Source organism: Campylobacter concisus (genome assembly GCF_002913865.1).
GTDB classification, from domain to species: domain Bacteria; phylum Campylobacterota; class Campylobacteria; order Campylobacterales; family Campylobacteraceae; genus Campylobacter_A; species Campylobacter_A concisus_AM.
The window spans coordinates 1-3224 of record NZ_POYX01000053.1; the positions used below are offsets into that span (position 1 = coordinate 1).

The 3224-nt window shown below is 41.5% G+C and carries 1 protein-coding gene and 1 pseudogene; both read right to left on the reverse strand.

Features of this window, described 5'->3' with window-relative positions:
* A partial coding sequence (locus tag CYP77_RS03390) for an anaerobic ribonucleoside-triphosphate reductase activating protein (protein ID WP_103599690.1) occupies window positions 1-659 on the reverse strand: 659 nt, incomplete at its 3' end.
* Between the two features lie 101 nt (window positions 660-760).
* A pseudogene (locus CYP77_RS03395) lies at window positions 761-3043 on the reverse strand (ribonucleoside triphosphate reductase).
* Between the last annotated feature and the right edge of the window lie 181 nt (window positions 3044-3224).

Sequence of the window (3224 nt, forward strand, 5' to 3'; positions counted from 1 at the left end):
CTGATAGGTAGTTTTGATGTGATCTTATCTGGGTCAAAGCTGTTTTTTGGATCGCCTAAGCCTCCAAAATTTTCGCCAGTGTTAAAGAATTTTTGTAAAAAGTAGTCGCCTCTATACCCAAGCCCATAAAGTAGCTCAGACATCTCAGAGATATCCTTTTCGCTTAGCAAGTCCGCATGCACGGTCGTTCTAACTTCAAATTTAAAATTTATCTCAAGCAAGTATCTAAGCGTGGCAGCAAATTTCTCATATAAATTTGAGCCAGTGATGCCGATAAATTTCTCTTTTGGAGCTTTAAAATCAAGCGCGATGTAATCAATCAGCCCCTCATCTATCGCCTCTTTTAAGACGTCACAATACGAGCCGTTAGTATCGACCTTTAGGCTAAAGCCGCGCGCTTTGACCTCGCGTGCTAGCCTTAAAAAGAGAGGGTTTGCTGTGCATTCGCCGCCGCTAAAGACTATGCCATTTAGCTTGCCGACCCTGCGGTCTAAAAAGTCGCAAACTTCACTAAAGCTTATAGTGCCATTTGACTTCACGACCTCGATGTTGTAGCAGTATCCACAGCGCATATTACACCCTGCAAACCAAATGACAGCAGCCACTTTGTCTGGATAGTCAAGCGTCGTAAATGGCGTTATACTAAAGACTCTTTGCAAGTTTTTGACCCCTTTTTTAAATTCAAAGGCACAAGGGGCGTGCCTTTGGCTTGCATTTTAGTTTATTTTTTTAAATTTATTCTTGTTTTTAGGCAAGAAATTTATCTCTTGCAGCAACTCGCGTATTCGTCAAATTTTATTCGTTCTTTGTGCTCACCTTTTTTGCCGAGGTTAAAGCTCTCAACTGGTCTGTGATAGCCCATAACACGAGTATAAACCACGCATCTTGTGCGTTTATCTTGCACTTTTTCTAAAATTTCTTTTTCTGTCATTTCCTCTCCTTATTTGGATTTTTTCTTCTCTTTTTCTATAAGCTCTGCATCACAAAGCGGGCAAAACTCATGCTCGCCAGCTATGTAGCCATGTTTTGAGCAGACGCTAAAGACTGGCGTTATCGTGATGTATGGGAGTTTGTAGTTTGAGATTATACTCTTTACAAGCTCTTTGCAAGCTTTAGCCGAGCTTATGCGCTCTTTCATATATAGGTGAAAGACGGTGCCGCCAGTGTAGGCGCTTTGTAGCTCATCTTGCAGATCAAGCGCTTCGTAAGCGTCGTCTGTGAAATTTGCAGGTAGCTGGGTTGAGTTTGTGTAGTAGATATTATCCCCCTCGCCTGCTTGGATGATGTCTGGATAGCGCTTCTTATCCTCTTTGGCAAAGCGGTATGTCGTGCCCTCAGCTGGTGTGGCCTCAAGGTTGTATAAATTTCCACTCTCTTCTTGAAATGTCCTTATCTTATCGCGTAAAAAGCCAACCATCTCAAGGGCAAATTCTCGTCCAAATTTAGTTGAAATGTTCTCTTTATCGTCGGTGAAATTTCTAAGTAGCTCGTTCATGCCATTTATGCCGATCGTGCTAAAGTGGTTGTTAAAGTGCTTTAGATATCTAGCCGTGTAAGGATAAAGCCCTCTTTCATACATCTCTTTTATAAATTTACGCTTTTTCTCTAGGGTTGATTTAGCTAGCTCTAAAAGATAGCTTAGTCTGTTATAAAGTGCGACCTTATCGCCTTTGTAGTTGTATCCTAGGCGGGCTAAATTTATAGTGACGACGCCTATTGAGCCAGTCATCTCAGCGCTTCCAAAAAGACCACCACCACGCTTTAAAAGCTCTCTTAGATCAAGCTGCAAGCGGCAGCACATAGAGCGCACGTGGCCTGGTTTGTAGGCGTTTTCGTTTTCTATCTTGTTGCCATTTTCGTCATAAGTATATTGCGAGCCGATGAAATTTTGAAAGTAGCTTGAGCCCATTTTGGCGGTATTTTCAAAGAGCACGTCTGCTACTTCGCTATCCCAGTTAAAATCCTCTGTGATATTTACCGTTGGTATCGGAAATGTAAAAGGCTGTGAGCACTTGTCGCCAGCTGTTAAGACCTCGTAAAATGCCTTATCTATGCGCGCCATCTCAGGCTCAAAGTCCTTGTAGGTCATATCGACTAAATTTTTCCTGCCACGCTCGTTTGCTTTTTTCAAAATTTTCTCATCTTTTACGTTTGTAAAAAGGTGTATATCATCGCTCGTTGGTATCTGATCTCTTAGGTCGCTTGGGCAGGTGATGTCTATGGTTACGTTTGTAAATGGGCTTTGTCCCCAGCGTGCAGGGACATTTAGGTTAAATATAAAGCTAGTTATCGCCTTTTTGATCTCGGCGTCGCTTAGATCGTCTTTGAAAACATAAGGCGCAAGGTATGTGTCAAAGCTAGAAAACGCTTGAGCGCCTGCCCACTCGCTTTGCAAAATGCCTAAGAAATTTGCCATCTGATAGAGTGCTTCTCTAAAGTGCTTTGGTGCTCTGCTCTCGACCCTGCCACGAACGCCGTTAAAGCCCTCATTTAGCAAGGCTCGCAGGCTCCAGCCAGCGCAATATCCTGTGAGGCAGTCTAGGTCGTGGATGTGGTAGTCGCCATTTCTGTGAGCAAGACCCTCTTCTTTGTTATAAACAGCGTCCAGCCAGTAGTTTGCTATCACTTTGCCGGCTGTGTTGTTTATAAGGCCTGCGTTTGAGTAGCTGGTGTTTGAATTTGCAGAAATTCTCCAGTCGGTGCCGTTTATATACTCATTTATCGTCTGGGTTGAGTTTATATAGGTCGTATCTTCGTTTAGGCCTAAAATTTGCTCGCGTTGGAGCTTGTGTGTGTGGCGGTAGAGCATGAAGCTCTTTAAAACTTCAAAATGTCCGCCGTCAAATAGCTCTTTTTCGATCGCATCTTGGATGTCTTCGACTGTTATCGCACTTGATTTTTGAAAGATGTCTTGGACTACGTTTGTAAAAACTTGCTCGTCATAAGCTTTATTTTCGCTTGCAAATGCCTTTTTGATCGCATCTACTATCTTGTATGCCACAAATTCTTGCCTTGTGCCATCTCGTTTTAAAATTTCACGCATCACTTGCTCTTTTCTGATTATTTTTTTGATATGGAGTTTAAAAGTATAGGACAAGAAAGCTTAAAAGATAGATAACTATTTTCTTTTGTTTAATAATATTTATCAAAAAATATAAAATTTTAAGAAGTTTCATTAAAGGATAAATTTACGTTATATAAGTATTTTAAGTTAAATTTTGACT